29 protein-coding genes are annotated in these 25334 nt (G+C 66.3%); 14 read left to right on the top strand and 15 right to left on the bottom strand.

Annotation, left to right across the window (positions count from 1 at the left end):
* Positions 1-95 precede the first annotated feature (95 nt).
* Entirely contained in the window at positions 96-857 is a 762-nt protein-coding gene (gene gloB / locus RNZ50_17470) for a hydroxyacylglutathione hydrolase (protein ID MDT8856785.1), read from the bottom strand.
* A 62-nt stretch (positions 858-919) separates the two neighbouring features.
* On the opposite strand from gloB, the gene RNZ50_17465 reads away from it, so the two are divergent.
* The 7 genes from RNZ50_17465 to RNZ50_17435 all read left to right on the top strand — a co-directional run bounded on the left by RNZ50_17465 (position 920) and on the right by RNZ50_17435 (position 7461).
* Positions 920-1684, top strand: coding sequence for a methyltransferase domain-containing protein (locus RNZ50_17465; GenBank protein ID MDT8856784.1), 765 nt, complete (start codon positions 920-922; stop codon positions 1682-1684).
* Between the two features lie 462 nt (positions 1685-2146).
* On the top strand, positions 2147-2707 hold the full coding sequence (locus RNZ50_17460; protein ID MDT8856783.1) for a F0F1 ATP synthase subunit delta: 561 nt from the start codon (positions 2147-2149) through the stop codon (positions 2705-2707).
* Entirely contained in the window at positions 2707-4245 is a 1539-nt protein-coding gene (gene atpA / locus RNZ50_17455) for a F0F1 ATP synthase subunit alpha (protein ID MDT8856782.1), read from the top strand. The genes RNZ50_17460 and atpA overlap by 1 nt, the downstream gene beginning before the upstream one ends.
* 23 nt (positions 4246-4268) lie before the next feature.
* The gene (locus RNZ50_17450) at positions 4269-5138 is read left to right on the top strand and encodes a F0F1 ATP synthase subunit gamma (protein MDT8856781.1); all 870 of its coding nucleotides are present in this window, start codon (positions 4269-4271) and stop codon (positions 5136-5138) included.
* Between the two features lie 20 nt (positions 5139-5158).
* Positions 5159-6589: a F0F1 ATP synthase subunit beta gene (atpD, locus tag RNZ50_17445; GenBank protein MDT8856780.1), complete on the top strand. Its 1431-nt coding sequence runs from the start codon at positions 5159-5161 to the stop codon at positions 6587-6589.
* A gap of 9 nt (positions 6590-6598) precedes the next feature.
* Complete coding sequence (locus tag RNZ50_17440; protein MDT8856779.1) at positions 6599-6997, top strand: F0F1 ATP synthase subunit epsilon; 399 nt, start codon at positions 6599-6601, stop codon at positions 6995-6997.
* Between the two features lie 113 nt (positions 6998-7110).
* The gene (locus tag RNZ50_17435) at positions 7111-7461 is read left to right on the top strand and encodes an H-type lectin domain-containing protein (protein ID MDT8856778.1); all 351 of its coding nucleotides are present in this window, start codon (positions 7111-7113) and stop codon (positions 7459-7461) included.
* A gap of 8 nt (positions 7462-7469) precedes the next feature.
* Here the strand turns inward: RNZ50_17435 and RNZ50_17430 are convergent, their stop codons facing one another.
* Positions 7470-8489 (bottom strand): ribose-phosphate pyrophosphokinase, encoded by a 1020-nt coding sequence (locus RNZ50_17430; protein MDT8856777.1) that lies wholly within the window; start codon positions 8487-8489, stop codon positions 7470-7472.
* A 105-nt stretch (positions 8490-8594) separates the two neighbouring features.
* Here RNZ50_17430 and RNZ50_17425 point away from each other — a divergent pair, with 105 nt between their 5' ends.
* Together RNZ50_17425 and RNZ50_17420 are read left to right on the top strand one after the other, a co-directional pair.
* Positions 8595-9191 (top strand): 2-hydroxychromene-2-carboxylate isomerase, encoded by a 597-nt coding sequence (locus RNZ50_17425; protein ID MDT8856776.1) that lies wholly within the window; start codon positions 8595-8597, stop codon positions 9189-9191.
* A complete protein-coding gene (locus tag RNZ50_17420) occupies positions 9191-10006 on the top strand; it encodes an alpha/beta hydrolase (GenBank protein ID MDT8856775.1) in 816 nt (271 codons plus the stop codon). The genes RNZ50_17425 and RNZ50_17420 overlap by 1 nt, the downstream gene beginning before the upstream one ends.
* Here the strand turns inward: RNZ50_17420 and RNZ50_17415 are convergent.
* The 7 genes from RNZ50_17415 to RNZ50_17385 form a co-directional block, all read right to left on the bottom strand.
* Positions 10003-11016, bottom strand: coding sequence for a beta-eliminating lyase-related protein (locus RNZ50_17415; protein MDT8856774.1), 1014 nt, complete (start codon positions 11014-11016; stop codon positions 10003-10005). The two genes, RNZ50_17420 and RNZ50_17415, sit on opposite strands and share 4 nt — an antisense overlap.
* A complete protein-coding gene (locus RNZ50_17410) occupies positions 11016-11468 on the bottom strand; it encodes a YcgN family cysteine cluster protein (GenBank protein MDT8856773.1) in 453 nt (150 codons plus the stop codon). Before RNZ50_17410 ends, RNZ50_17415 begins: the two co-directional genes overlap by 1 nt.
* A gap of 71 nt (positions 11469-11539) precedes the next feature.
* Positions 11540-12463, bottom strand: coding sequence for a bifunctional riboflavin kinase/FAD synthetase (locus tag RNZ50_17405; GenBank protein MDT8856772.1), 924 nt, complete (start codon positions 12461-12463; stop codon positions 11540-11542).
* Between the two features lie 30 nt (positions 12464-12493).
* Positions 12494-12937 carry a MaoC family dehydratase gene (locus RNZ50_17400; GenBank protein MDT8856771.1) on the bottom strand — a complete coding sequence of 148 codons (444 nt, stop codon included), beginning with the start codon at positions 12935-12937 and terminating at the stop codon, positions 12494-12496.
* Positions 12938-13057: 120 nt separating this feature from the next.
* A complete protein-coding gene (locus tag RNZ50_17395) occupies positions 13058-13948 on the bottom strand; it encodes a TIGR01459 family HAD-type hydrolase (GenBank protein ID MDT8856770.1) in 891 nt (296 codons plus the stop codon).
* A gap of 81 nt (positions 13949-14029) precedes the next feature.
* Positions 14030-14947 (bottom strand): manganese-dependent inorganic pyrophosphatase, encoded by a 918-nt coding sequence (locus RNZ50_17390; GenBank protein MDT8856769.1) that lies wholly within the window; start codon positions 14945-14947, stop codon positions 14030-14032.
* A gap of 106 nt (positions 14948-15053) precedes the next feature.
* Positions 15054-16046, bottom strand: a complete 993-nt coding sequence (locus RNZ50_17385) for a TraB/GumN family protein (GenBank protein ID MDT8856768.1) — start codon at positions 16044-16046, stop codon at positions 15054-15056.
* A gap of 183 nt (positions 16047-16229) precedes the next feature.
* Here RNZ50_17385 and RNZ50_17380 point away from each other — a divergent pair, with 183 nt between their 5' ends.
* Both RNZ50_17380 and groL read left to right on the top strand, forming a co-directional pair.
* Positions 16230-16517, top strand: coding sequence for a co-chaperone GroES (locus tag RNZ50_17380; protein MDT8856767.1), 288 nt, complete (start codon positions 16230-16232; stop codon positions 16515-16517).
* An 87-nt stretch (positions 16518-16604) separates the two neighbouring features.
* A complete protein-coding gene (groL, locus tag RNZ50_17375) occupies positions 16605-18254 on the top strand; it encodes a chaperonin GroEL (protein ID MDT8856766.1) in 1650 nt (549 codons plus the stop codon).
* Between the two features lie 128 nt (positions 18255-18382).
* Here the strand turns inward: groL and RNZ50_17370 are convergent, their stop codons facing one another.
* From RNZ50_17370 to RNZ50_17360, 3 genes are read right to left on the bottom strand one after another with little or no spacing between them, the layout of a single operon-like run.
* The gene (locus RNZ50_17370) at positions 18383-18880 is read right to left on the bottom strand and encodes a GNAT family N-acetyltransferase (GenBank protein ID MDT8856765.1); all 498 of its coding nucleotides are present in this window, start codon (positions 18878-18880) and stop codon (positions 18383-18385) included.
* A 2-nt stretch (positions 18881-18882) separates the two neighbouring features.
* Positions 18883-19368, bottom strand: coding sequence for a GreA/GreB family elongation factor (locus RNZ50_17365; GenBank protein ID MDT8856764.1), 486 nt, complete (start codon positions 19366-19368; stop codon positions 18883-18885).
* Entirely contained in the window at positions 19365-19826 is a 462-nt protein-coding gene (locus RNZ50_17360; protein ID MDT8856763.1) for an NUDIX domain-containing protein, read from the bottom strand. Before RNZ50_17360 ends, RNZ50_17365 begins: the two co-directional genes overlap by 4 nt.
* Before the next feature lie 258 nt (positions 19827-20084).
* Between RNZ50_17360 and RNZ50_17355 the strand changes: the two genes are divergently transcribed.
* Complete coding sequence (locus RNZ50_17355; GenBank protein MDT8856762.1) at positions 20085-20312, top strand: low affinity iron permease family protein; 228 nt, start codon at positions 20085-20087, stop codon at positions 20310-20312.
* 84 nt (positions 20313-20396) lie between these two features.
* Here the strand turns inward: RNZ50_17355 and istB (RNZ50_17350) are convergent, their stop codons facing one another.
* Entirely contained in the window at positions 20397-21212 is an 816-nt protein-coding gene (gene istB / locus RNZ50_17350) for an IS21-like element helper ATPase IstB (protein MDT8856761.1), read from the bottom strand.
* On the bottom strand, positions 21209-22234 hold the full coding sequence (locus RNZ50_17345; GenBank protein MDT8856760.1) for a hypothetical protein: 1026 nt from the start codon (positions 22232-22234) through the stop codon (positions 21209-21211). The genes istB (RNZ50_17350) and RNZ50_17345 overlap by 4 nt, the downstream gene beginning before the upstream one ends.
* A 96-nt stretch (positions 22235-22330) precedes the next feature.
* Between RNZ50_17345 and istA the strand changes: the two genes are divergently transcribed.
* Together istA and istB (RNZ50_17335) are read left to right on the top strand one after the other, a co-directional pair.
* Positions 22331-23869 (top strand): IS21 family transposase, encoded by a 1539-nt coding sequence (gene istA, locus RNZ50_17340; GenBank protein ID MDT8856759.1) that lies wholly within the window; start codon positions 22331-22333, stop codon positions 23867-23869.
* A 12-nt stretch (positions 23870-23881) separates the two neighbouring features.
* Complete coding sequence (gene istB, locus RNZ50_17335) at positions 23882-24643, top strand: IS21-like element helper ATPase IstB (GenBank protein ID MDT8856758.1); 762 nt, start codon at positions 23882-23884, stop codon at positions 24641-24643.
* Here the strand turns inward: istB (RNZ50_17335) and RNZ50_17330 are convergent.
* The gene (locus RNZ50_17330; GenBank protein ID MDT8856757.1) at positions 24578-25303 is read right to left on the bottom strand and encodes a hypothetical protein; all 726 of its coding nucleotides are present in this window, start codon (positions 25301-25303) and stop codon (positions 24578-24580) included. The two genes, istB (RNZ50_17335) and RNZ50_17330, sit on opposite strands and share 66 nt — an antisense overlap.
* Positions 25304-25334: the final 31 nt, after the last annotated feature.

Raw genomic sequence — 25334 nt, 5'->3', positions numbered from 1 at the left:
TTCGGTTTTATTTGCCGCGCTTCAAGTGTTATTTCTGCGGATCTGCCGTTTCCCTCCACGATCGCACAATTTGTGATCGGCGGCGGGCGGCGGGGTCAGAAACGGTCCTTGCGGGCGCGGATTTCGGCAAAGATTTCGGCGTCGGTTGCGGCTGGCATCCCCAGGGCGGACTTCAGTTCCGGGGCGCGCAGGAAAGGGTTGGTTGCCAGTTCTTCGGCAAGCGTCGAGGGCACGGTGGGCAGGCCCGCGGCCCGGCGCTGCGCCACATCGGCAACACGGGATATAAGGTCCGGATTGGCGGCATCAAGGGTCAGCGCGAAACGGCCGTTGGCGGCGGTGTATTCGTGGCCGGAACAGACCAGCGTTCCGGGGGGCAGGGCGGCAAGCCTGCACAGGGATTGCCACATGGTGGCCGGGCTGCCCTCGAACAGCCGCCCGCAGCCAAGCGCCATCAGGCTGTCGCCGGTGAACACCAGGCCCGCGCCGGGGAAATGCCAGGCGATGTGGCCGATGGTGTGGCCCGACACGTCGATCACCACGCCGGTCTCGCTGCCGACAGTCACGGCATCGCCGGGCGCCAGCGCGCGGTCAAGCGGCGGCAGGCGGTGGGCATCGGCGGCAGCCCCCAGCACCCGGGCGCCGGTGGCCGCGACCAGTGCGGGCACGCCGTCGACATGGTCGCCGTGGTGATGCGTCAGCAGGATGTCGGTCAGCCGCCAGCCGCGCGCCGCCAGCGCCGCCAGCACCGCATCGGCCTCGGGCACGTCGACCACGGCGGTGTCGCCGGTCGCCGGATCGTGGATCACGAAGGCGTAATTGTCGGTCCGGCACGGGATCGTCACGAGTTCAAGCGCCATGGTGTTTTGCCCCGTCTTCGCTATGATGAATCCGACAGTCGCCCGGAACAGGCTTGGCCGCAATGCATCTTGACGTGCTGGATCTACGCAATTTTTACTACCGGACGCAGCTTGGCCGGGTGGCGCAGCGGGCGATCCGCGATCAGGTGCAGGCCACCTGGCCGAACGTGCAGGGCCAGACCGTGGCCGGATTCGGCTTTGCCGTGCCGCTGCTGCGCCCCTATCTGGCCGAGGCGCGCCGGGTGATCGGGCTGATGCCGGGGCCGCAGGGTGTCATGCCCTGGCCCGCCGGTATGGAGAACGTGTCGGTGCTGTGCGACGAGACGCACTGGCCGTTGCAGACCGGGTTTGTCGACCGGCTGATCCTGCTGCACGGGCTGGAAACCTCGGAACATCCGTCGGCGGTGCTGGCGGAAACCCACCGCGTGCTGGGGCCGGGCGGCAAGGCGCTGTTCATCGTGCCGAACCGCACCGGGCTCTGGGCGCGGCGCGACGGCACGCCCTTCGGCTTTGGGCGCCCCTATTCGGTCAGCCAGCTTGAAGCGCAACTGAAACTGCACGGCTTCACCCCCGAACGGGCGATGGCCGCGCTGTTCGCGCCGCCGTCGGACAAGCGGTTCTGGCTGCGGACCTCGGCCTTCTGGGAGGGCACCGGGCAGAAGGTGGCGCCCTGGCTGGCGGGCGGCGTGCTGATGGTCGAGGCGACCAAGCAGGTGCCGGCCCCGACGCGCGGCGGCCTTGGCGCCGTGGTGCGCCGCCCGTTGCAGGTGCTGGAGGGGATGGGCCGACCGGTCCCGACGCCGTGCGGCAGGGGCACCCTCGACTGACCTCCAGAGCAGCCCGGAAGTGACGAACAGCCCTGTCAGCAGCAGGGGCTCGGGAAGCAATTCCACCATCGCAAACGCAGCCACGCAGGACGGGCTCAATCCCCCGTGGCAGGGAAGCGCCGCAGCCCCGGCCGGACGCATTTTTCACGCCGGATTCGCGGCCGGGCCGCCGTGCCCCGATTCCCCTTGCCCGGCGCCCGCCCTCCGCCGGAGCGCGGACGGCGTCATTTCCGGGCCACTTTCGGCCTGCGTGGCGATCCGGTGCCCGCGGGCTGTGCAGGCAGCGCTAACACCTTGGAACCCTGTATGAACAGTTCAAGAATTGGCGACGTATACGGTTGCGGGGTCGCGAAGGCTCTGCTAGAGAAGCCAAAAATCAAGACGCATACCCGTAGTGTGCGCCATTGACGGCCTCTGACCTCGTCGGGTGGGGAACGGGCCCAAGACAACGGAAGGGATGACGTGTCCGAACCAGCTTCGATTTCCTCCGGCATTGCCGCGCGCTACGCCACCGCCATTTTCGGGCTGGCAAAAGATGACAACGCGTTGACATCGCTGGAAGGCGACATCGACGCGCTGGATGCGGCCCTTGCCACCAGCACCGACCTGCGGGGCCTGATCGCCTCGCCGATCCTGTCGCGCGACGAACAGGGCCGCGCCATTGCCGCCGTTGCCGCGAAGATGCGGCTTGGCAAGATGACCGCCAACGCGCTTGCCCTGATGGCCGAGAACCGCCGCCTGTTCGTGCTGCCGCAGGTGATTGCCGACATCCGCGCCCGCATCGCCGCCGAGAAGGGCGAGATGACCGCCGAGGTCACCTCTGCCACCGCGCTCAGCCGGGCCCAGACCGAGAAACTCGCAGCCACGCTGAAGGCGCGTGTCGGCAAGGACGTGATACTGAAAACCGCCGTCGATGAATCCCTCATCGGCGGTCTTGTTGTCAAGCTGGGCTCGACCATGATCGACACCTCGATCAAGGCAAAGCTCGCGGCACTCCAGAATGCAATGAAAGAGGTCGGATAATGGGTATCCAAGCTGCTGAGATCTCTGCGATCCTCAAGGAGCAGATCAAGAACTTCGGTCAGGACGCCGAAGTCGCCGAAGTGGGGCGCGTGCTCTCGGTCGGGGACGGCATTGCCCGTGTCCACGGGCTGGACAACGTCCAGGCCGGCGAGATGGTCGAATTTCCCGGCGGCATCCGCGGGATGGCGCTGAACCTTGAAGTCGACAACGTCGGCGTCGTGATCTTCGGCGACGACCGTTCGATCAAGGAAGGCGATACCGTCAAGCGCACCAAGTCCATCGTGGACGTGCCCGCCGGTGACGCGCTGCTTGGCCGCGTGGTCGATGGCCTTGGCAACCCGATCGACGGCAAGGGCCCGATCGCCTCGACCGAGCGCCGTGTGGCCGACGTGAAGGCCCCGGGCATCATTCCGCGCCAGTCGGTGCATGAACCGATGGCGACCGGCCTGAAGTCGGTCGACGCCATGATCCCGGTCGGCCGCGGCCAGCGCGAACTGATCATCGGTGACCGCCAGACCGGCAAGACCGCCATCGCGCTCGACACCATCCTGAACCAGAAGTCCTACAACGAGGCGGCCGGTTCCGACGAGGGCAAGAAGCTTTACTGCATCTATGTCGCCATCGGGCAGAAACGCTCGACCGTGGCGCAGCTGGTGAAGAAGCTGGAAGAAACCGGCGCGATTGCCTACACCATCGTGGTCGCCGCCACCGCGTCCGACCCGGCGCCGATGCAATTCCTGGCCCCCTATGCCGCGACCGCCATGGCGGAATTCTTCCGCGACAACGGCCGCCATGCACTGATCATCTATGACGATCTTTCCAAGCAGGCCGTGGCTTACCGTCAGATGTCGCTGCTGCTGCGCCGCCCGCCGGGCCGCGAAGCCTATCCGGGCGACGTGTTCTACCTCCACTCCCGCCTGCTGGAGCGTTCGTCGAAGCTGAACAAGGACCACGGTTCGGGGTCGCTGACCGCGCTTCCGATCATCGAGACGCAGGGCGGCGACGTGTCGGCCTTCATCCCGACCAACGTGATCTCGATCACCGACGGCCAGATCTTCCTGGAAACCGAACTGTTCTACCAGGGCATCCGCCCGGCCGTGAACACCGGCCTTTCCGTGTCGCGCGTGGGCTCCTCGGCCCAGACCGACGCGATGAAGTCGGTGGCCGGCCCGGTGAAGCTGGAACTGGCGCAATACCGCGAAATGGCTGCCTTCGCGCAGTTCGGCTCCGACCTCGACGCCTCGACGCAGGCCCTGCTGAACCGTGGCGCGCGCCTGACGGAACTGATGAAGCAACCGCAGTACGCCCCGCTGACCAACGCGGAAATCGTATGCGTGATCTTCGCGGGCACCAAGGGCTACCTCGACAAGATCGCGGTGAAGGACGTCAGCCGGTTCGAAGCCGGTCTGCTCAAGCACCTGCGCACCAACGCCAAGGAGTTGCTGGCCGACATCACCACCAACGACCGCAAGGTCAAGGGCGAGCTGGAAACCAAGATCAAGGCGGCACTCGATGCCTTCGCGAAAGACTTCGCCTGAGGGCGGGGCAGGGGAGATAGCGTATGCCCAGCCTTAAGGATCTGAAAAACCGGATCGGAAGCGTGAAGAACACGCGGAAGATCACCAAGGCGATGCAGATGGTCGCCGCGGCGAAGCTGCGCCGCGCGCAGGAGGCCGCCGTGGCCGCCCGCCCCTATGCCGAACGGATGAATGCCGTGATGGCGGGGCTGGCGTCTTCGGTCGGCACCTCGGCCTCGGCCCCCAAGCTTCTGGCCGGGACCGGGTCGGACAAGGTGCATCTGCTGGTCGTGATGACCGCCGAACGCGGGCTTTGCGGCGGCTTCAACTCGACCATCGTGCGCCTGGCGCGCGCCCATGCCAACCGGCTGCTGCTGGAAGGCAAGACGGTGAAGATCTTTACCGTCGGCAAGAAGGGCCGCGAACAGTTGCGGCGTGACCTGTCGGCGCATTTCGTCGGCCATGCCGATCTGACCGAGGTCAAGCGGGTCGGCTACGGCAACGCGCTGGGCATCGCACGCGACGTGATGGCCCGCTACGACGCCGGCGAATTCGACGTGGCGACGCTGTTCTTCAACCGCTTCCAGTCGGTGATCAGCCAGGTGCCGACGGCCAAGCAGATCATCCCTGCGGTGTTCGAGGGGGCGGAACAGAACGCGCCGGTCTATGATTACGAGCCGGACGAGGCGGCCATCCTGGCCGACCTGCTGCCCCGGGCCGTGGCCACGCAGGTCTTTACCGCCCTGCTGGAAAACGGCGCGTCCGAACAGGGCGCCCGGATGAGCGCCATGGACAACGCGACACGCAACGCGGGTGACATGATCAACCGCCTGACCACCCTCTACAACCGCTCGCGTCAGGCCGCGATCACCAAAGAGCTTATCGAAATCATCTCGGGCGCCGAGGCGCTCTGACCCGCACGGAGAGTAACGACATGGCAACAGATACAGCACATGGCAAGATCACCCAGGTGATCGGCGCCGTGGTGGACGTGCAGTTCGAGGGTGAGCTTCCGGCCATTCTCAACGCGCTGATCACCAGCAACAACGGCAAGAAACTGGTTCTGGAAGTGGCGCAGCACCTGGGCGAAAGCACCGTGCGGACCATCGCGATGGACGCGACCGAAGGTCTGGTGCGTGGCGAGCCCGTGTCCGATACCGGCGCGCCTATCTCGGTTCCGGTGGGCGACGCCACCCTTGGCCGCATCCTGAACGTGATCGGCGAGCCGATCGACGAAAAGGGCCCGATCAACGCGACCGAATACCGCCCGATCCACCGCTCGGCCCCGTCGTTCGCGGAGCAATCGACCAGCTCCGAGATCCTCGTCACCGGGATCAAGGTGATCGACCTGCTGGCCCCCTATTCCAAGGGCGGCAAGATCGGCCTGTTCGGCGGTGCCGGCGTGGGCAAGACCGTTCTGATCATGGAACTGATCAACAACATCGCCAAGGTGCACTCGGGCTATTCGGTGTTCGCCGGCGTGGGCGAACGGACGCGCGAGGGCAACGACCTTTACCACGAGATGATGGATTCCGGCGTTATCAAGGTCGACAACCTGGCCGATTCCAAGGTGGCGCTGGTCTATGGCCAGATGAACGAGCCGCCGGGCGCGCGTCTGCGCGTCGCCCTGTCGGGCCTGACCCTGGCCGAGCAGTTCCGCGACCAGTCGGGCACCGACGTGCTGTTCTTCGTGGACAACATCTTCCGCTTCACGCAGGCCGGTTCGGAAGTGTCGGCTCTGCTGGGCCGCATCCCGTCCGCCGTGGGTTACCAGCCGACACTGGCGACCGATATGGGCGCGCTGCAGGAACGCATCACTTCGACCAAGGCCGGTTCGATCACCAGCGTGCAGGCCATCTACGTGCCGGCCGACGACCTTACCGACCCGGCGCCGGCCACCTCGTTTGCCCACCTTGATGCCACGACCGTTCTGTCGCGCGCCATCTCGGAGCTTGGCATCTACCCGGCCGTGGACCCGCTCGACTCGACCTCGCGGATCCTTGACCCGACCGTGGTCGGCGTCGAGCATTACGAGACTGCCCGTGCGGTGCAGGGTGTGCTGCAACGCTACAAGTCGCTGCAGGACATCATCGCCATCCTCGGGATGGACGAACTGTCGGAAGACGACAAGCTGACGGTGTCGCGCGCCCGCAAGATCCAGCGTTTCCTCAGCCAGCCGTTCGACGTGGCGAAGGTGTTCACCGGGTCCGACGGCAAGCAGGTGCCGCTGGAAGAAACCATCAAGTCGTTCAAGGCGGTTGTGGCCGGCGAATACGACCACCTTCCCGAGGCGGCCTTCTACATGGTCGGCGGCATCGAGGAAGTGATCGCCAAGGCGCAGCGTCTTGCTGCGGCTGCGGCCTGAGGAGGCATCATGGCCAACACGCTGCAATTCGACCTCGTGTCGCCTGAACGCAGGCTCGCCTCGATCGAGGCGACCGAGGTGCAGATTCCGGGGGCCGAAGGCGACATGACGGCGATGGAGGGGCACGGCCCCACCATCACCACCCTGCGGCCCGGCATCCTGCGGGCTACCGGTGCCACCGGTACGCAGGCTTATGTCGTCACCGGCGGCTTTGCCGAGATCACTGCGGCCAGCGTGTCGGTTCTGGCCGAACATGCCGTGCCGCTGGACGAAGTGACCACCGGACTGCTGGAAACCATGCTGGAAGATGCCCGCACCGCCGCTGCCGCCGCCACGGCGCAGGAACGCGATGCGGCCGACAAGCTGGTGGCCGACTGGCAGGCCCTGCGCACGGCCGTCGGGCACTGAGCCTGACGCCCGGACTACCGGAAGGCCCCGCGCGTTGCCGGGGCCTTTTTTACATGGCGGATTGATTTCGCCGCGGTCCGGCGTCACGGTCGGATCGGGCGCAGGGTTATGGCATGAAACGCATTTCGGCAAATTCACTGGGCATCCTGCAAGGCTCGCGCGTGCTGTTTTCCGATTTCGCGGATGGCGGCGTCATGTGGACCGGGCAGGGGCCGCGCGAAAGCCGCCTGATCGTGACCTTCAAGGAGCCGTTTCTGGCCCCGCCCTCGGTCATCGTCGGGCTGTCGATGTGGGACATGGACCACAAACAGAATTCGCGTGCCGACCTGACGGCCGAGACCATCACGGCAACCGGCTTTCATCTGGTTTTCAAGACCTGGGGCGATACCCGCATCGCGCGGGTGCGGGCCGAATGGACGGCGCTTGGGCCGCTGCGCGACGAGGACAGCTGGCAGGTCGACTGAGCGGGGGGTCAGCCTCGGGCGTACATGCCCTCGTAGATCGGCACCAGCGTTTCGGTCTCGAACAGCGACGACACCGAAGTGCCGTTCCAGGTATTCAGGATGGCTTGCGCGAACATCGGCGCGGTGGACACGATGCGGATGTTGGAGGCCGCGCGCACCGCTTCCGAAGGTTCGATGGAATCGGTGATCACCAGGCTTTTCATCACGGAATTCTGGATGCGTTCCACCGCAGGCCCCGACATCACGCCGTGGGTGATGTAGCTGTGCACCTCGACCGCGCCGGCCTCCATCAGCACCTCGGCGGCCTTGCAGAGCGTGCCGGCGGTGTCGCACATGTCATCGACGATCAGGCAGGTCTTGCCTTCGACGCTGCCGATCACCGTCATGCCGGCCACTTCGCCCGCCTTCTCGCGGCGCTTGTCAACGATGGCGAGCGGCGCGGTGATCCGCTTGGCCAGTTCTCGCGCCCGCGCCACGCCGCCGACATCGGGCGACACCACCATCAGGTCGCCCATGCGGCCACGGAAGTGATGCTCGATGTCCAGCGCGAAGATCGGCGAGGAATAGAGGTTGTCCACCGGAATGTCGAAGAAGCCCTGAATCTGTGCCGCGTGCAGGTCGAGCGTCAGAACCCGGTCGAACCCCGCCTCGGTGATCAGGTTCGCCACCAGCTTGGCCGAGATCGGGGTGCGCGCCTTGGTGCGGCGGTCCTGCCTTGCATAGCCGAAGTAGGGGATCACTGCGGTGATCCGCCCGGCGCTCGACCGGCGCAGGGTGTCCGCGATGATCAGCAGCTCCATCAGGTTGTCGTTGGCCGGGTTGGAGGTCGGCTGGATCACATACATGTCCTCGCCGCGCACGTTCTCGAACACCTCGACGAAGATCTCCTGATCGTTGAAGCGTTCCACCCTGGCATCGACCAGTTTGACTGACACGCCGCGATGCATCGACATCCGGCGGGCAATGGCCTTGGCAAGCGACAGGTTGGCATTGCCGGAAATCAGTTTCGGCTCTGTGATGGCGGGCATTTCGGTGATCCTTGAGCAGCGGCCCCGGGGCAGGATTCGGGGCGTTGACACCGCTTACCACCCGGCTAGGGTCTTGCAAACCGCCCAAAGGACGCCATTGCCGCCATGCAGCAGATCGAATGCTATTTCTCCGTCGTCTCGCCCTATGTCTATCTCGCCGGGCAGCGGCTGGAGGCGATTGCCGCCCGCCACGGCGCTGCGATCGACTGGAAGCCGCTGGACCCCGCGGCGCTGTTTGCGCGGACCGGCGGCCTGCCGCTGGCCGAGCGGCACGAGAGCCGCAGGGCCTACCGTCTGCAGGAGCTGCGGCGTCAGGCAAAGAAGGCCGGGCTGCCGATCAACCTCAGGCCGATGTTCTGGCCGGTAAATCCCGCGCCTTCGGCCTATGCCATCATTGCCGCCGGGCGGGCGGGGGGCGGCGATCTTTCGGCGCTGATCCATGCCTTCGCCCGCGCCGTCTGGGCCGAGGAGCGCAACATCGCTGATGACGACGTGGTGCGCGACCTGCTGGTGGCGCACGGCTTCGACCCGCGCACCGCCGACCGGGGGATGCTGGCGGCGGCCGAAACCTATGGTGCCAACCTTGAAGCGGCGGTGGCGCACGGCGTGTTCGGCGTGCCGTTCTACATCGTGGGCGACGAGATGTTCTGGGGGCAGGACCGGCTTGATGATCTGGACGCGCATCTGGCCGGGATGCTCTGATGCCCGAAGACATGATCGCGGGCCACCGCACGGCGTGGCGCGCTTGGGCTCACGGCCCGCGCCCGGTGCTGGCGCTGCATTGCAGCCTTGCCCATGCCGGGGCCTGGGGTGCCTTGGCCGAGCGGCTGGAGGGCGTCAGCGTCACCGCGCCCGACCTGCCCGGCCATGGCCGCAGCGCCGACTGGGACGGGAGGCAGGATCTGCACGGCCTTTCCACCCGCATCGCGGACGAGTTGGCCGCACGGCTCGGCGCGGGTGCCCCCATCGACCTGATCGGCCACAGCTTCGGCGCCACGGTCGCCCTGCGGCTGGCGCTGGAGCGGCCGGAGCGGGTGCGCTCGCTCGTGCTGATCGAGCCGGTGCTGTTCGCCGCCGCCCGCAGCGCCGACGATCCGGCGTTTGGTCCGTTCATGGCCGAGCATCAGGCATTTGCGCGGGCGCAGGCCGAAGGTCGGCCCGAGGATGCGGCAGCGATGTTCCACGGCATCTGGGGCACCGGCGCCTATGCCGACCTGCCAGATGCGCAGCGGCGCTACATCCTGCACCGCATCCCGCTGGTGGTGGCGCAGAGCCCGGTGCTGCTGAAGGATGCGGCGGGGATGCCGGCGCAGATGCGGCTGGAAAGCCTCGGCGTTCCGGTGCTGCTGCTGGAAGGCGGCGACAGCCCGCCGGTCATCGCGGCGATTCAGGGCGAACTTTGCCGTCGCCTGCCGATGGTCAGGCGCCATGTGGTGCCGGGGGCCGGGCACATGGTTCCGATCACCCACGCGCAGGCCGTGGCCGTGGCCGTGAACGCGCATCTGGCGGCGAGCTAGCCGATCAGCGCCAGAAACCCGTCGACATCGGCCTCGGTTGTGGACCACGAGCAGACCAGCCGCGCGGCGCCGGGCGGCCCCGGCATCGGGTAATAGACCGCCCCTGCGGCCTGCGCCCTGCCATGACCTTCGGCCGGCCAATGGGCAAAGACGATGTTGGCCTCGACCGGATGGATCAGCCCCGCCCCCGGCATGGCGGCGATACCCGCCGCCAGCCGGGCAGCCATCGCGTTGGCATGGCACGCGAGGGTCAGCCACAGATCGTCGGTCAGATAGGCCAGCATCTGTGCAGACAGATAGCGGTGCTTGGAAAACAGATGCCCGGCCCGCTTGCGCCGCAGTTCGAACTCCCAGGCTTTGGCGGCATCGAAGATCACCACCGCCTCGACCCCCAGCAAGCCGTTCTTGGTGCCGCCGAAAGACAGGATGTCGATGCCCGCGCGCCACGTCAGCTCTGCCGGGGTGGCCCCGCTGGCGACCAGCGCATTGGCAAAGCGCGCGCCGTCCATGTGGCAGGGCAGGCCCTTCGCGGCCGCCGTCAGCGCCGCCACCTCGGAGGCGGTGTAGATCGTGCCCGCCTCGGTCGTGTTGGTGATGCTGACCATGCCGGGCTGAACGCCATGCACCGACCCGCCGGTGGAAGCGATGGCCCGTGCCAGCGCATCCGGCGTCATGCGGCCATGCTCACCTTGGATCAGCACCAGCTTGGCGCCGTTGGTAAAGAACTCCGGCGCGCCGCATTCGTCCTCGGCAATGTGGGCGTGACGGTGGCAGAACACCGCGCCCCACGGCGGGCAGCACACCGCCAGCGCCAGCGCATTGGCGGCGGTGCCTGTGGCCACCAGATAGACCGCCGCCTCGGGAGCCTCGAAGGTGGTGCGGATGCGGTCGCGCACCTCGTCCATCATCGGGTCGCGGCCGTAGGGCATGGCAAAGCCCGCATTGGCGCGTGCCAGCGCCGCCATCACCGCATCAGGCGCGCCCGAGCCGTTGTCCGAGGCAAAGAACATCACGGCGTCTCCTCGATGATATGGTCTTCCCAGTCTTCCTCCAGCACCTCGAACTCCGGCACGGTCCAGCCGCGCACCGAGGCGCCGGCGTCATGCACCGAATTGGGGTCACCGCTGATCAGGGGGTGCCAAGGGTAAAGCTTCTTGCCTTCGTAGAGCAGCCGGTAGGCGCAGGTTCGCGGCATCCAGTAGGCGATTTTCGGCAGCGTCGCGGGCGAAAGCTGCACGCAGTCGGGCACGAACTGGCGGCGGACCTCGTAGTGGGTGCAGCGGCAGGATTCGCCATCCAGCAACTTGCAGGCCACGCGGGTGAAGGCGATCTCGCCGGTATCCTCGTATTCGATCTTGTTCAGGCAGCACTTGCCGCAGCCGTCGCACAATGCCTCCCATTCGGCGGGGGTCATCTTCTTCAGGGGCACGGTTTCCCAGAATCTGGGGCGGAGTTTCGTCATGCGGTCAGGGTGCTTTGCGCGTAGGGAAAAGGAAAGGCCGGGTTGATTTTTCGTAGAAAAATCGCGGGGGGTCAGGCGGCGGACAGAATCGCGCGGGCCTCGTCGCAATCGGCCCGCATCTGGCGGATCAGCGCGGGCAGGCCGTCGAACTTCAGCTCGGGGCGCAGGTAGTCGACGAAGGCGACCGACAGGTGCTGCCCGTAAAGATCGCCGGTGAAATCCAGCAGATGGGTTTCCAGATTCGGCTGGTTCTGGCCGAACATCGGGCGCACGCCCAGGCTGGCTGCCCCCATGTAGCTGCCCGCCTGCGGGCCGGTCAGCACGTCGACCTTGACGGCATAGACCCCGAGCCGGGGCAGATGCAGCCCCGCGACGCTCATGTTCGCGGTCGGATAGCCAAGTTCGCGGCCGCGCTTTGCGCCATGCAGCACCTCGCCTTCGATGCGGTGCCAGTGGCCCAGCATCGCCACCGCATCGCGCGGTCGCCCCGCAGTCAGCGCCTCGCGGACCGCGGTCGAGGAGATTTCGCGCCCGCCCGTCTGCACCAGGTCGGCAATGGTCACGCGAAAGCCAAGCTGCGCGCCAAGTGCCTGCAGATCGGCGGCCTTGCCACTGCGGCCACGGCCAAAGCAGAAATCGGCGCCGACCACGACATGGCTGACGCCAAGCCCGCGGGCCAGAACTTCGCGCGCGAACGCCTCGGGCGTAAAGGCGGCAAGGGTGGCGTCGAACGGCAGCTGGTATAGCTGTGCCACACCCAGCTTGGCAAGCCGGTTGGCCCGCGCCTCGGCGTTCATCAGGCGGAAGGGCGGGGCTTCGGGGGCAAAGACCTCGCGCGGGTGGGGCTCGAAGGTCACGATGCCCAGCGGGGCGGCGTTGCGCGCAAGGTCGATCACCGCGCGATGGCCGAGATGCACGCCGTCAAAATTTCCCATGGCGACGGATGCGCCTTGGTCGCTTGGCCCAAGCCCTTGCCAGTGCTGATGAATCCGCATCGTCCCCCGGGTGGCGGGGGGCGCCCGCCGTCAGTCGAATTTCCGGCTGGGCGCCAGAACCAGCGCCTCGCCCTTCAGGACAACGGTATTACCCACCGCGCAATGGGTTTCAAGGGTCACCCGGCGGCGGGCGTGGTCGATCGCGGTAACCTTGACCACCGCCAGAACCATGTCGCCGGGGCGAACAGGGGCCATGAACTTCAGCGACTGGCCAAGATAGACGGTGCCATGGCCGGGAAGCTGTTCGCCGATCACCGCCGAAATCAGCCCAGCGGTCAGCATTCCGTGAGCGATGCGGCCCTGAAAGATCGTGTCGCGGGCATAGTCGTCATCCAGGTGCACGGGATTGCGGTCGGTCGACACCTCGGCGAACAATTCGATGTCGCGGTCGGTGACCAGCTTTTGCAGCGACCGGGTCATGCCGATTTCGATGTCTTCGATGCAGATCGTGCCTCGGGGCATATTGTCGAGCATCCTGCGAATCCCGTTCCAATTACTGCCTTGCAGCATAGCTTATGCTGCGCTGCAGCGCAATCGGGTTGGGAAACATATCTTCAACGGCGGGGCGAGTGGCGCAATATTGTTGCTTTGCTATCAGCGCAGGTGGCCGATGGCATAGCCCGGGTCAATCTGGCGACCTGCGAGCCAGGCCGCCAGCAGGCCCGCGTCGGGGTGGGCGGGGTCGGCCCCGAAGCTTTCGGCGTCGATCCCGCCGGTGACGAACAGCACGTCGAGCCCTTCGGCCACGCCGCCCTGCACATCGGTGCCGATGCCGTCGCCGATGCACAGCACGCGGTCTTCCAGGCCCGGGGCCAGGGCGGCAAGGCGGCGGCGGGCGAGGTCGTAGATCGGGGGGTGCGGCTTGCCGAAATAGAGGCTGGTGCCGCCCATCGCATCATAGGCCTGTGCGATGGCCCCGGCACAATAGATGCGCTTGTCACCGAAATCCACCACAAGGTCCGGGTTGGCACACAGCAGTTTCAGCCCCCTGGTCTTGGCCATCAGCAGCGTGGCGCGATAGTCTTCGGGGGTTTCGGTCTGATCATCGAACAGGCCGGTGCAGACCAGCCCTTCCGCCTGATCCAGCGGCACGCGGGTGATCTGTGGTGCCGAACGCGCCATGTCCTGCAGGTCGGGCGCGAAATCGGTGAAGAAACTGCTGTCGCGGTCGGGGCCGATGTGATGCACGCGGCGGCCGACCGCACCCGCCAGCAGGCCGTATTGTGCGGCATCGCCCGAGGAGGCCACCTCGTCATAGCAGTCGCGCGGAACGCCGATGCTGTCCAGCTGGGTGATCACCGCGGGTTTCGGGCGCGGCGAGTTGGTCAGAAGCACCACGATGCCGCCCTGCGCGCGGTAGGCTTCCAGCGCCGCCACCGCAGCCGGAAAGGCGGTGCGGCCATTGTGCAAACAGCCCCAGAGGTCGCAGTAAACCGCCGGGTAGTCGGCGGAGATCTCGGACAGCGTGGCGATGATGCGGGTCATTCGGAGCAGCCTTTCGGGGAAGCGAAGGGGAGGCCCGCAGCAGGGCAGGGGCCGGGCAGCAGTGCCGCCCGGCCAGCAGTATCAGAGTTTCAGTGCCGGGATGATCTGTTTCTTGCGGCTCATCACGCCGGGCAGCACCACGGTGTCGCCGGTGACGGTGCAGGGGAACGAGGCTTCGGCCATCTGCTTTACCAGATCGTTCGGCACCAGCAGCGTGGCCTCCTCGCGCAGGATGTCGATGATGAACAGCAGCACCTGATCGGCTTCGTCCTCGGCAGCCACTTTCGGCATCGCCGCCATCAGCGCGGTCTTGCGGTCAAGCAGCACCTTGGGCGCGGTGGTTTCCAGCACCGAGACGCGGAGTTGCTTGCCCGCGACCTCGTATTCCTTGGAATCCATCCGCAGCAGTTCGGCATCGGAGAAATGCGACACGTCGGATTTGGCGGCGAACAGTTCGGCGGCGAACTCGGGGATCGAGACGCCCAGTTCGGCGGCCAGCGCCTCGGCCACCGCGCGGTCATGCGGGGTGGTGGTGGGGCTGCGGAACTCCAGCGTGTCGGACAGGATGCACGACAGCATCGCGCCCTTGATCGCGGCGGGGGCCTGCGCCAGATCGGCGCCGATCAGGTCGTGCAGGATGGTGGCGGTGCAGGCCAGCGGGCGGATGGTGATGTCGATCGGGGTCTTGGTCTTGATGCCGCCGACCAGAAGGTGATGGTCGATGATGCCGATCACCTTGGCGTCGTTGATGCCCGAGGGCAGCTCGGCCGGGTTGTTGGTGTCGACGATCACGCAGGTGTCGGCGGCGTCGACGTTGTGGATGATGGCCGGCTTGTCGAGGTTCCAGCGTTTCAGCACGAACAGGGCTTCGGTGTTGGGTTCGCCCAGCAGCACCGGGATCGCGGGGGTGCCCTTCACCTCGGTCAGATACCAGGCCCAGATGATGGGAGAGCCGGTCGAATCGGTGTCGGGGGATTTGTGGCCGAAAACCTTGATCATGGGGGTGCGCCTTGCTGCGTGAATTTGGCGCCTTATAGGCCCGCCCATTCGGGATGTCACGCCGCCGCGGTGCGCCTGCGGCGCAATGCTGCGTTGCAGCAACAGGTCAGATCGGCAGGCGCGTCAGGGTAAAGCCCGCGCGTTCCAGCAGGGCCGCCACGCCCTCGGGGCCCGACATGTGCAGCGCGCCGAAGGCTGCGACCACAGGCCCATCGGCCAGCGCCGCCTCGATCACCGGAAGCCAGGCGCGGTTGCGGGCGATCATCAGCGTGTCCTCCATCCGCGAGAATTCGGCATCGACCTCGGCCCGGGTTGCCCCCTGCATGTCGTAGGACACAAGGCGCATGTATTCCCAGACCCGGCGGCTGTCCTGCGCGAAATAGGCGTCGCCAAGGGTCACCGACATGTCGGTGACCATGCCTTCCAGCGGCAGGGTGGCGTGGATCATCGAAAGCTGTTCGGCGGCGGGCATCGCGTCGAACAGGGTCAGCACGGTGTTCCACGGTTCCAGCGCCCGGACCGGCAGGCCCCGGCTCACCGCCAGATCGGTGATCCGCTTGTCGAGGCCCTGCCCGCTCTTCGCCTGCTCCATCGCGCAGGGCGGAATCGCCAGCATCACCGAGACATACCAGGGCTTGAACCTTGCCGCCATGACCGAGGGCACGCCGCGCGCCTGCATCGCGGCGGCAAGCGCCTTCCAGTCGTCGGGGCCCATCTGTTCCAGCAGCGAGGGGCCTTCGGTGATCAGCATCAGGCCGGGGTCGCGGCCCATCGCGGCCTTCAGCGCCGCCTCCTCGTCCGGGCCCGCCTCGACCAGCAGGGTCTTCGCCTCTGCCAGCAGGGGGGAGACGCGGTTCAGCAGCGCGTCGTGCCGCGGGTCGGGGAAGTGGTAGGTGCCGACAAGCGTCACGATCTGGTCGCCGCGCCGGGCCTGCCACAGGTTGCCCTCGGCAAAGGGCTGGCCTGCCAGCGCCGCGTCAAGCTGGGCCTGCATCGCGGGCGGGGCGGTTTCGATCAGGTTGCGCCCGACGCATTCGGCGCGCAGCGGGGCGGCGGCAATCAGCAGCAGGGCGGCAAGGCTGGCAAGCAGGCGGGGCATGGCGGCTCCTTCGGGTGTCGCCCGATAGGTGGCACGCGTGCGCCCCCGGGCCAAGGGTGCATCGCGATTTTTACCCGATGGAGCGTTGACAGGCGCCGCCGGGATGCCTAGTTAGGGGTTGTTGGCACTCACCACTGCTGAGTGCCAATCATATTCAACCTGGAACCTAGGGAGTGTTCTCAGATGGCATTCAAACCGCTTCATGACCGTGTGCTGGTCCGTCGCATCGAAGGCGAAGAAAAGACCAAGGGCGGGCTGATCATCCCCGATACCGCCAAGGAAAAGCCCGCCGAGGGCGAAGTGATCTCGACCGGCGAAGGCGCGCGCAAGGATTCGGGCGAACTGATCCCCGTTGGCGTGAAGGCCGGTGACCGCGTGCTGTTCGGCAAATGGTCGGGCACCGAAGTGACGATCGACGGCAAAGAGCTGCTGATCATGAAGGAAAGCGACATTCTGGGCATCATCCACTGAGGTGGACCGGGGCGTTCGCCGCAACGCTGATCGCCCCATGCCGAATATCGCCGACAACTGAAATCCAAGAAGACTGGAGCTGACAAAATGGCTGCTAAGGACGTCAAATTCGAATCCGATGCCCGCGACCGCATGCTGCGCGGCGTGAACATTCTCGCCGACGCCGTGAAGGTCACGCTGGGCCCCAAAGGCCGCAACGTGGTGATCGACAAATCCTTCGGCGCCCCGCGCATCACCAAGGACGGTGTGACGGTAGCCAAGGAAATCGAACTCGCCGACAAGTTCGAGAACATGGGCGCGCAGATGGTGAAGGAAGTCGCTTCCCGCACCAATGACGAGGCCGGCGACGGCACCACCACCGCGACCGTGCTGGCGCAGGCCATCATCAAGGACGGCCTGAAGGCCGTGGCCGCCGGCATGAACCCGATGGACCTCAAGCGCGGCATCGACCTGGCCACCTCCAAGGTCGTGGCTGCGATCAAGGCCGCTGCCCGTCCGGTTTCCGACACCGCCGAAGTGGCGCAGGTCGGCACCATCTCGGCCAACGGCGAATCCGAAATCGGCCGTCAGATCGCGGAAGCGATGCAGAAGGTCGGCAACGAGGGTGTGATCACCGTCGAGGAAAACAAGGGTCTGGAAACGGAAACCGAAGTCGTCGAAGGGATGCAGTTCGACCGCGGCTACCTGTCGCCCTACTTCGTCACCAATCCGGACAAGATGATTGCCGATCTGGAAGACGTCCTGATCCTGCTGCACGAGAAGAAGCTGTCGTCGCTGCAGCCGATGGTTCCGCTGCTGGAAGCCGTGATCCAGTCGCAAAAGCCGCTGCTGATCATCTCGGAAGACGTTGAAGGCGAAGCCCTTGCCACGCTGGTCGTGAACAAGCTGCGCGGCGGCCTGAAGATCGCTGCCGTCAAGGCGCCGGGCTTCGGTGATCGTCGCAAGGCGATGCTGCAGGATCTGGCGATCCTGACCGGCGGTCAGGTGATCTCCGACGATCTGGGCATGAAGCTGGAGAATGTCGGCATCGACATGCTCGGCCGCGCCAAGAAGGTCACGATCACCAAGGACAACACCACCATCGTCGACGGTGCCGGTGACAAGGCGGAGATCCAGGCGCGCGTCGCCCAGATCCGTCAGCAGATCGAAGACACCACCAGCGACTACGACAAGGAAAAGCTGCAAGAGCGCGTGGCCAAGCTGGCTGGCGGCGTTGCGGTGATCCGCGTTGGCGGCATGACCGAGATCGAAGTGAAAGAGCGCAAGGACCGCGTCGATGACGCGCTGAACGCGACCCGCGCCGCCGTGCAGGAAGGCATCGTGGTCGGCGGCGGCGTGGCGCTGATGCAGGCGGCCTCGGCGCTTGACGGCCTGACCGGCGTCAATCCCGACCAGAACGCCGGCATCGCCATCGTGCGCCGCGCGCTGGAAGCACCGCTGCGCCAGATCGCGCAGAACGCCGGTGTCGACGGGGCCGTGGTTGCGGGCAAGGTCCGCGAGTCGACCGACAAGACCTTCGGCTTCAACGCGCAGACCGAAGAATATGGCGACATGTTCAAGTTCGGCGTGATCGACCCGGCGAAAGTCGTGCGGATCGCGCTGGAAGATGCGGCTTCGGTCGCGTCGCTCCTGATCACCACCGAAGCCATGATTGCCGATCGTCCGGAGCCGAAAGGTGCTGGCGGCGGCATGGGCGGCGGCATGGGCGGCATGGGCGGCATGGACGGCATGATGTGATCAACCCCCCAAAGGGTTGAAAACCGGAAGGGGCCCCGCGAGGGGCCCCTTTTGCTTTGCTGCCGTTGGCCCTGGCGGTGGCGGCGGAGCCTCCGGCGGGGATATTTGAGCAAAGGTGAATGGGCGGGTCAGAGATCGCGTTCCATGCGGATGCGGACATGGGTGCGGATGCCCATGAGCGTCGGCGGCGTGCGCAGGGTTTCGCGGAACCCGTGGCGCTCCCAGAAGGCCCGGCCGCGCGGGTTGGCCTCCAGCACCGCCAGCAGCAGGCGCGGGGCGCCGCGGGCGCGGGCCTCCTGCATCAGGTGGTCGAGCAGGACCGGGCCAAGGCCCCGGCCGCGCCGCGCCGCGTCGATCAGCATCAGGCCGATGTAGGCGTCGCCGGGTTCGGGGTAGCCGAACGACATTTCCGCAATCGCCGCCAGCGAGCCGTCGTCCGAAAACAGGCCAAGCCGCAGCGAGGCCGCCGGATCGGCGCCGGGCGGGGCATCGCTGAAGAAGGCATCGGTCAGCGCGTCGTCGGGGGCGAGACCGGATTCCAGCATGATGTAGTCGGCGGCGCGGTCGTGAAGGCTGCGCACGGCGTCGCGGTCGGTGGCGGGGCGCAGCGGGCGGATGCGCGGCATGTTCACTCTTCGGGGTGGCGGATGGCGCAGATCACCAGCGTCGTGCCGCGCCAGTCGATGCGGTCACCGACCTCTGCCCCCAGCAGCGCGCGGGCCAGCGGCGCCTGGGGGGCGATGCGGTGGCGGGACGCGTCGGCCTCGTCCTCGCCGGTGATCTCGTAGGTGGTCGGTCGGCCTGCCGGATCCGAGACGGTGACCCGCAGCCCGAAGGCGACCTCGGTCAGCGGCCTGTCCAGCGGATCGCTGGGGATGGCGCTGCGCAGCCGGGCCTCCAGGTAGCGGATGTCCCGCTCGGCGGCGGCCTCGGGCAGGCGGTCGAGCCGGTCGGGCCGGGCGCGCAGGGCGACAAGCCGTGCCTGCGTTTCGGCCAGCCGCGCCTGCAGGGCGGCCAGACCGCGCGGTGTCACGACATTCGGATGCGGGCTGAGCGGCAGGTCGGGCCACGGGTCGAGCCCGGTGCCGTGTTCGCGCACGAAGGCACGGCTCATCGCACGATGATCTCCAGCGGGTCGTAGAGCAGGCCGCCGGGCCCGGCCGGAGTGCCCCATGCGGCGTCGGGCAGGCTGTCGGGCTTGAAGCGGATGCCGGCCAGAGCCGCGCGGCTGAAGAACTGCCGGTCGGTGACCACGCCTTCGGGGTCGCGCCAGCGCGGGTCGAGGCCGCCTGCCGTGATGGTGCAGCGGAAGTAGATGTCGACCTGGTGGAACCCGGTGGCCGGGTCGTGGAATTCGTTGATCAGCGCGGGCGGGCCGACCGCGACGGTCAGGCCGGTTTCCTCTTGCACCTCGCGGATCAGGTTTTCGGGCAGGGAGGTGCCGGGCTCGGCCCCGCCCCCCGGCGCGCACCACAGGTCGGACCGGCCGCCGCCATAGGCGTTGACCAGCAGGAGCCGGTCCTGCTGCAGGATCAGGGCACGGGCTGCAAGACGGGGGCCACGATGTTTCATGACCGCAGGCTGGCCCTGCGTGCGGCATTTGTCCATGCCCAGGCGGCGCGGTCGGCACCCTGCGGCCCGGGCGGGCATTGCGCTGCCCTTCTCGGGCCGCCCCGCCGGAGGATTCCGCCCGGGCGGTGCGTCCCATCGCCGGGGGCTCATCCAGGTCTGGCGCCCCGGCGGCGTTTCCGCTTTGACGCGAGACGATGACTGGTCATATGCAGGCCCGCGGGGCCATGCGTCCGGATCGCCGGGGTCAGGAGAGACGAGATGGGTGCAAGGTTACACTACGCGGCATTCGCGAAGGCCACGTCGAGGTTCTGCGGGCGGGCGGGGGTCTTCGTGCTGGCCCTGACGGTGATCGTGGCCTGGCTGGTCACCGGGCCGCTGTTTGGCTTCAGCGACACGTGGCAACTGGTGATCAACACCGGCACCACGATCATCACCTTTCTGATGGTATTCCTGATCCAGAACACCCAGAACCGCGACACCCTGTAGCGCGTCAACCAGCATGTCCGTGACCGTCAACCACGTTGGCCGGTTTTAGGCCGCTGGGTTGGCGTATCTGGAATTGTTTTTCGCTCAGCCTTCTCCTTTGTCCTTGTTGTCGGCGATGGTTGTCGTTGGCGGTCTGCTCAGCGCCTCTTTGTTGGAGGCGGCCGCGCGCTGGCGGAAGCTTTCGGCATTCATCTCCAGGATCGCTGCGTGATGAACCAGCCGGTCGATGGCGGCGACGGTCATCGCCTTGTCCGGGAAGATCTGGTCCCAGCCGCTGAAGGGCTGGTTGGCGGCGATGGCGATGCTGCGGCATTCGTAGCGCCGGGCGATCAGCTCGAAGAGCACGCCTGTCTCGGCCTGATCCTTGTGGGCGTAGGTGATGTCGTCGAGGATGATCAGGTCGAACTTGTCGAGCTTGGCGAGCGCGGCTTCGAGCACCAGATCGCGGCGGGCGGCCTGAAGTCGCTGCACCAGATCGCTGGTGCGGGTATAGAACACGCGGTGTCCCCGCTCGATCAGGGCATGGCCTATCGCGCAGAGAATGTGCGTTTTGCCCGTGCCGGAATTGCCGATGGCGATCAGATTGCCGCCACCCTCCAGCCAGTCGCCGGCCGCCAAGGCCTCGATCCGGGCGCGCGGCAGGGTTGGCAGCGCCTTGAAGTCGAAGGTCGCCAGCGTCTTGCCAGCCGGTAGCTGTGCCTCGTTCATGTGGCGCTGAATGCGGCGCATGTCGCGCTCGGCCAGTTCGTATTCCGCGAGGACAGCCAGAAAGCGGGCAGCGGGCCAGCCTTCGGTGTCGGCACGGGTGGCGATGTCGGCCCAAAGCTTGTGGAAGCTGGGCAGGCGCAGCGCGGTCAGCATGCCTGGCAGCGTGTGGATGTCGATCTCGCGGGAGGTCATGCGCAGGCTCCCAGAAGGGCATCGAAGCTGTCGAGCGAGGGATGGGCGACGGCAACATCTCTCGGCAGCGCCGTTTGCCGCGGGTTCAGGCAGGATGCCAGAGGTCCGGGATCGGGCACCCGGCCCGCGTCCAATTCTGCTGCCAGCAGATGTGCCAGTTCCGCCTCGCAGGCCCGGTCGTGGGCGATGAACAGCAGGTCGACCATGCGGCGGCAGGCGTCGCGGCGGGGCAGATCACGCTGCAGCACCTGCCAGGCTGCAGCGTATTCGGTTCGCGGGAACAGGCTGTCGCGGTAGATCGAACTCCACAGGGCTTGCGGTTTGCGCCGCAGCGCGTGGATGACGTGATGGTAGTTGATGACATGCACGCGATGGCCGTCGCCGCGACCACGCGCCCTTGTATGGCTGACGACCAGGGTGCTGCCGAGAAAGGCCTCAAGGCGATCGTCGTAAAGGTGGACCCGCAAGCGCTGCCCGATCAGCTGCGACGGGGCGCTGTAGAAGATGCTCTTGACCAGAAAGCCGCTGGTGCGGGTGACCGGAACCACGGTCTCTGTAAAGTCGGTGGTGCGCCGGGACGGCAGGGGCTTCAGATGCGCCTGTTCCGCCTGAACCGCGATCGCCCGCTGCCGGTTGCGCCGTGCCACCAGAATGTCGATGAAGCGGCGGTAGTCCTCAATGCTGGCGAAGTCGCGGCTGCCGCGCAGGATCAGCGCCTGTTCGATGGCCTTCTTCAGGTGCCGGTTCTGGGATTCCACCGCGCCGTTCTCATGAGCTTCCCCGCGGTTGTTGCGACTGGCCTCCATGCCGTAATGGCCGACGAAGGCATTGTAGCGCGTGGTGATATCCTGGCGCTGGTCAGCCGTCAGGTTGCGGAAAGCGGCCGAGAGGCTGTCGGTGCGATGCTCCTGTGGTGCCCCGCCGAGCGACCAGAGCGCCTGCTGCAGGTTCTCGGCCAAGGCCGTGAAGTGCGTGTTTCGCTTGATGGTGGGCATCGATTTCACGGGATCATGGGCAGTCATTTCGCGTGAAGCTGGGCACTGATTTCGCGGGATCGCGGGCAGGTCTGGTCGGCAAATTGAGGATAGTTGCGCCTTCAGGAATGAAGGGGTGGCTTGATGCCGACAGGACGATTGAACATGCGCCGGATACGAGATGTTTTGCGATTGAAGCTTGGGCAAGGCCTGAGCGAGCGGTCCATTGCCGCTTCCCTCGGTCTGAGCAAGGGGAGCGTCGGAAGCTACACCCAACGGGCGCGTCATGCCGGGCTCACGTGGCCCTTGCCGGAGGGGATCGATGACGACAGCCTTGAACTTCTTTTGTTTCCAGCCCCGCCCACGGTGCCGGACGCGGAGCGGCTTGTGCCCGACTGGGCGGAGATTGACCGCGAGTTGCGCCGCCCTGGGGTGACGCGGATGCTGCTCTGGGAAGAATACCGTGCCGCGCACCCCGGGGGTTTTGCCTATACTTGGTTTTGCACGCATTACGAGGCTTGGAAGGGTCGGGTGCGCCCGACGATGCGCCAGACACATGTGGGCGGCGAGAAGGTGTTCGTTGACTTTGCCGGCGACACCATCGACGTGATCGACCCCACGACCGGCGAAGCGCGGGCCATGAAGCTGTTCGTGGCGGCAATGGGGGCATCGAATCACACCTATGCCGAGGCGGTGGCATCGGAGGGGTTGGAAGATTGGATCCTCGCGCATATCCGGATGTTCGCCTTTCTGGGCGGCGTGCCAAAGGCGGTGGTTCCGGACAATCTGAAGTCCGCCGTGATCAAGGCAGACCGGTTTGATCCGGGGCTGAACCGGACCTATGCCGAGATGGCGGCGCATTATGGCACCGCCGTTCTGCCCGCCCGGCCGCGCAAACCCCGGGACAAGGCGAAGGTGGAAGTGGCTGTCCAAGTGGCACAACGCTGGATTCTGGCGCGGCTGCGGAACCACCGGTTCTTCTCATTGGCCGAGTTGAACGTGGCGATCCGGCGGCTGCTGGACGAGTTGAACATGCGCGTGATGCGCGGCTATGGCGCCAGCCGCGCCGATCTGTTTGCCACTTTGGATCGGCCCAATCTTCAGCCCCTACCGCCCGAACCTTATGTCTTCGCCCGCTGGAAGCGCGCCCGCGTGGCACCCGACTATCACGTTGAGGTCGACAGCTCATGGTATTCCGTGCCCTTCGCGCTGATCAAACAAGAGGTCGATGTTCGCACAAGCGGCCAGACGGTCGAGATATTCCATCGTGGTCAGAGGGTTGCGAGCCACGTGCGCACCCCGGGGCGGCGCAGCCATGTCACCGTGGCCGACCATATGCCATCGGCCCATCGTCGCTTTGCCGAATGGACCCCGGCCAGAATGCTGGCGCAGGCAACCAAGACCGGCCCCGCCGTCGCCGCCTTTTGCGAGATGGTGATGGCTGACCGCCCCCATCCTGAACAGGGGTTCCGCACCTGCCTGGGTGTGCTGGCCTTGGTCAAAACCTATGGGCCGGAGCGCGTTGATGCGGCCTGCCAGCGGGGTGTGACCATCCGGGCCCGCACCGTCACCTCCATTCGTTCGATCCTCAAGACCGGCCTCGATCGCGCCTTCCTGGAAGGCTCCGAAGAGGTCGCCCCCCTCCAGCACGCCAACATTCGTGGCGGCAGCTATTACCATTGAGAAAGGACTAAAATGCTGACCCATCCCACCCACGACCGACTGTTGGCGCTCGGCCTGACCGGCATTGCATCGGCGCTCGAAGAACAACGCAGGTCAACCGCCTTCGACGCCCTCTCGTTCGAAGAGCGTCTCGGCCTGCTGGTCGACCGCGAGGCTGCAGAGCGCGACACCAAGAAACTGGCCTCCCGGCTCAAGTTTGCGGCTCTGCGCCAAGATGCCAGCGTCGAGGATCTGGACCTGCGCAGCCCACGTGGTCTTGACCGCAGTGTCATGGCGCATCTTGCCGATGGCGGCTGGATCGCCCGGCACGAGAACCTGCTGATAACCGGGCCGACCGGTTTGGGCAAAAGCTGGATCGCCTGCGCCCTTGGCCACAAGGCGTGCCGGGATGGGCGGCCCGTCCTCTATCAACGTGCGCCGCGCATGTTCGAGGCCCTTGCTCTGGCCCGTGGCGATGGCCGCCATGAACGCATCCTCAAAACCATCGCCCGCATGGATGTGCTGATCATTGACGATTGGGGCCTCGCCGTCCTCACCGCCCCGGAGCGCCGTGACCTGCTGGAAATCCTCGAAGACCGCCACGGCCGCGCTTCCACCATCGTCACAAGCCAACTCCCCGTTGACCAGTGGCACGAAGCCATCGGCGACCCAACGCTCGCAGATGCCATCCTCGACCGCCTCGTTCACAACGCACACCGCCTCACCCTCTCAGGTGAAAGCCTGCGCAGGCGCTCCGCCGTCACAAAAAAGCTTGACCAAATCGTTCAAGCCTGACTCCATGAAAGCGTCGGCCAGCCTGCCCACGATCCCGTGAAATGACTGCCCAGAATGGCGCGAAACGCGTGCCCACGATCGCGCGAAATCAGCGCCCATTCTCCGCGAAATCCGCACCGTGAAGCTCTCCCCGCCCAGGACCACCCCGACATGCTCCCACCGGCTGTAGACCATGACGAAGTGGTAGAGCAGATGCGGGAATAGCTGGCCCGCGATCGTCACCTCCAGCTCCTCGGCATGAGTGAAGTCGGACTGGGCCATGCGGCCCGGCTCCGGCGTCTGGCGGAAGATGATGTCGCGCTCGGGTCCGTTCAGCGCCCGCCACTGCCGCACCCGCCGTTCCAGGGTGCGCCGGATCCGGTCATCGGGGAAGGCCAGCGGGTGCAGGCCCTGAAGGTGGCGCAGCAGGGTGACGGCCTGCAAGGCGCTGTCCCTCTCCAGCAAGGGAAGGATGTCGCCCTCCCAATAACCCTCGAGGGGATCGGCCACCGTGCGCCCGTGAACGATCTTGCGGTTCGAGGGCAGCGTCGGGTTGGCATCGAACCGTCGGGCCGTGCGCTCGCTGAACCCGGCGCGGGCGGCCGACGTGCGCTGACTGTGATATCGGAGGTCGGACATGTATAATCTCAATTGCTGGTCGTTGATGGGTTTGTAGGCCAACCCGGATCCTCCGTTTGACGGCAGAGGAACC

Source organism: Paracoccaceae bacterium Fryx2 (assembly GCA_032334235.1).
Classification (GTDB): domain Bacteria; phylum Pseudomonadota; class Alphaproteobacteria; order Rhodobacterales; family Rhodobacteraceae; genus JAVSGI01.
This window is presented reverse-complemented; position numbering and strand designations above follow the sequence as displayed.

Bases quoted from the DNA above. Each gene is read 5' to 3' on its own strand.
- RNZ50_17390 (MDT8856769.1), bottom strand. From the start codon at position 14,947: ATGATCAAGGTTTTCGGCCACAAATCCCCCGACACCGATTCGACCGGC.
- RNZ50_17370 (MDT8856765.1), bottom strand. From the start codon at position 18,880: ATGCCGCGCATCCGCCCGCTGCGCCCCGCCACCGACCGCGACGCCGTG.
- istB (MDT8856758.1), top strand. From the start codon at position 23,882: ATGCTGACCCATCCCACCCACGACCGACTGTTGGCGCTCGGCCTGACC.
- atpD (MDT8856780.1), top strand. From the start codon at position 5,159: ATGGCAACAGATACAGCACATGGCAAGATCACCCAGGTGATCGGCGCC.
- RNZ50_17395 (MDT8856770.1), bottom strand. From the start codon at position 13,948: ATGACCCGCATCATCGCCACGCTGTCCGAGATCTCCGCCGACTACCCG.
- RNZ50_17360 (MDT8856763.1), bottom strand. From the start codon at position 19,826: ATGAAACATCGTGGCCCCCGTCTTGCAGCCCGTGCCCTGATCCTGCAG.
- istA (MDT8856759.1), top strand. From the start codon at position 22,331: ATGCCGACAGGACGATTGAACATGCGCCGGATACGAGATGTTTTGCGA.
- RNZ50_17450 (MDT8856781.1), top strand. From the start codon at position 4,269: ATGCCCAGCCTTAAGGATCTGAAAAACCGGATCGGAAGCGTGAAGAAC.
- RNZ50_17435 (MDT8856778.1), top strand. From the start codon at position 7,111: ATGAAACGCATTTCGGCAAATTCACTGGGCATCCTGCAAGGCTCGCGC.
- RNZ50_17400 (MDT8856771.1), bottom strand. From the start codon at position 12,937: ATGCTCGACAATATGCCCCGAGGCACGATCTGCATCGAAGACATCGAA.
- RNZ50_17380 (MDT8856767.1), top strand. From the start codon at position 16,230: ATGGCATTCAAACCGCTTCATGACCGTGTGCTGGTCCGTCGCATCGAA.
- gloB (MDT8856785.1), bottom strand. From the start codon at position 857: ATGGCGCTTGAACTCGTGACGATCCCGTGCCGGACCGACAATTACGCC.
- RNZ50_17415 (MDT8856774.1), bottom strand. From the start codon at position 11,016: ATGTTCTTTGCCTCGGACAACGGCTCGGGCGCGCCTGATGCGGTGATG.
- istB (MDT8856761.1), bottom strand. From the start codon at position 21,212: ATGACCTCCCGCGAGATCGACATCCACACGCTGCCAGGCATGCTGACC.
- RNZ50_17405 (MDT8856772.1), bottom strand. From the start codon at position 12,463: ATGCGGATTCATCAGCACTGGCAAGGGCTTGGGCCAAGCGACCAAGGC.
- atpA (MDT8856782.1), top strand. From the start codon at position 2,707: ATGGGTATCCAAGCTGCTGAGATCTCTGCGATCCTCAAGGAGCAGATC.
- RNZ50_17420 (MDT8856775.1), top strand. From the start codon at position 9,191: ATGCCCGAAGACATGATCGCGGGCCACCGCACGGCGTGGCGCGCTTGG.
- RNZ50_17430 (MDT8856777.1), bottom strand. From the start codon at position 8,489: ATGCCCGCCATCACAGAGCCGAAACTGATTTCCGGCAATGCCAACCTG.
- groL (MDT8856766.1), top strand. From the start codon at position 16,605: ATGGCTGCTAAGGACGTCAAATTCGAATCCGATGCCCGCGACCGCATG.
- RNZ50_17410 (MDT8856773.1), bottom strand. From the start codon at position 11,468: ATGACGAAACTCCGCCCCAGATTCTGGGAAACCGTGCCCCTGAAGAAG.
- RNZ50_17345 (MDT8856760.1), bottom strand. From the start codon at position 22,234: ATGACTGCCCATGATCCCGTGAAATCGATGCCCACCATCAAGCGAAAC.
- RNZ50_17385 (MDT8856768.1), bottom strand. From the start codon at position 16,046: ATGCCCCGCCTGCTTGCCAGCCTTGCCGCCCTGCTGCTGATTGCCGCC.
- RNZ50_17465 (MDT8856784.1), top strand. From the start codon at position 920: ATGCATCTTGACGTGCTGGATCTACGCAATTTTTACTACCGGACGCAG.
- RNZ50_17440 (MDT8856779.1), top strand. From the start codon at position 6,599: ATGGCCAACACGCTGCAATTCGACCTCGTGTCGCCTGAACGCAGGCTC.
- RNZ50_17355 (MDT8856762.1), top strand. From the start codon at position 20,085: ATGGGTGCAAGGTTACACTACGCGGCATTCGCGAAGGCCACGTCGAGG.
- RNZ50_17365 (MDT8856764.1), bottom strand. From the start codon at position 19,368: ATGAGCCGTGCCTTCGTGCGCGAACACGGCACCGGGCTCGACCCGTGG.
- RNZ50_17425 (MDT8856776.1), top strand. From the start codon at position 8,595: ATGCAGCAGATCGAATGCTATTTCTCCGTCGTCTCGCCCTATGTCTAT.